The organism is Micromonospora sp. CPCC 206060, from assembly GCF_036906895.1.
GTDB lineage: Bacteria > Actinomycetota > Actinomycetes > Mycobacteriales > Micromonosporaceae > Micromonospora.
This window is the reverse complement of sequence record NZ_JBAKHU010000284.1, coordinates 1-619: the sequence shown is the minus strand read 5'-3', so window position 1 is coordinate 619 and position 619 is coordinate 1. Positions and strand designations below refer to the sequence as shown.

1 protein-coding gene is annotated in these 619 nt (G+C 69.3%); it reads left to right on the top strand.

Going from position 1 to position 619, the window contains the following annotated elements; genetic code table 11:
• On the top strand, positions 1 to 611 hold a 611-nt coding region (locus V6U90_RS33765), incomplete at its 5' end, for an IS66 family transposase (protein ID WP_334445264.1).
• Positions 612 to 619 lie beyond the last annotated feature (8 nt).

Below are 619 nucleotides of genomic sequence, written 5' to 3'. Positions count from 1 at the left end.
AGGTGATGGGCTCGATGACCGGGATTGCCGTGCACGACGCGTGGGCGCCGTACGACACCTACACCCCGGCCGGGCACCAGTTGTGCTGCGCGCATCTGCTACGCGAGCTGACCGCCGCCGCCGAGCTGGCACCGCAGGCGGTATGGCCCGGTCAGGCGGCCGACGCGCTCCTGCGGCTCAAGACCGCCGCCGACACCGCCCGCACCGAGGGCCAGGCTGGGATCGACCCGGACCTGCTGACCGAGCAGACCGGCCTGTTCCGCCAGGCCGCCCTGGTCGCAGTCAAGGACCACCAGCACGAGAAGTCGAAGACCGGCCGGAAACTGACCGCGCTCGGCCGCCGGATGCGCGACCGCATCGACGACTACCTGCGCTTCGCGGTCGACCTGCGGTCCCCGTTCGACAACAACCGCGCCGAGCAACAGATCCGTATGGTCAAGATCCGACAGAAAGTATCCGGGGGCTTACGCACCCTCGACGGAGCCCAGCAATTCGCGCTGATCCGCTCCTACCTCGCCACCGCCACCGCCCACGGCCGCAACATCATGAACGCCCTCACCGAACTCGTCGCCGGCTGTCCCTGGCTACCCACCGGCGCAGCGACCACCTGACCAGTCAC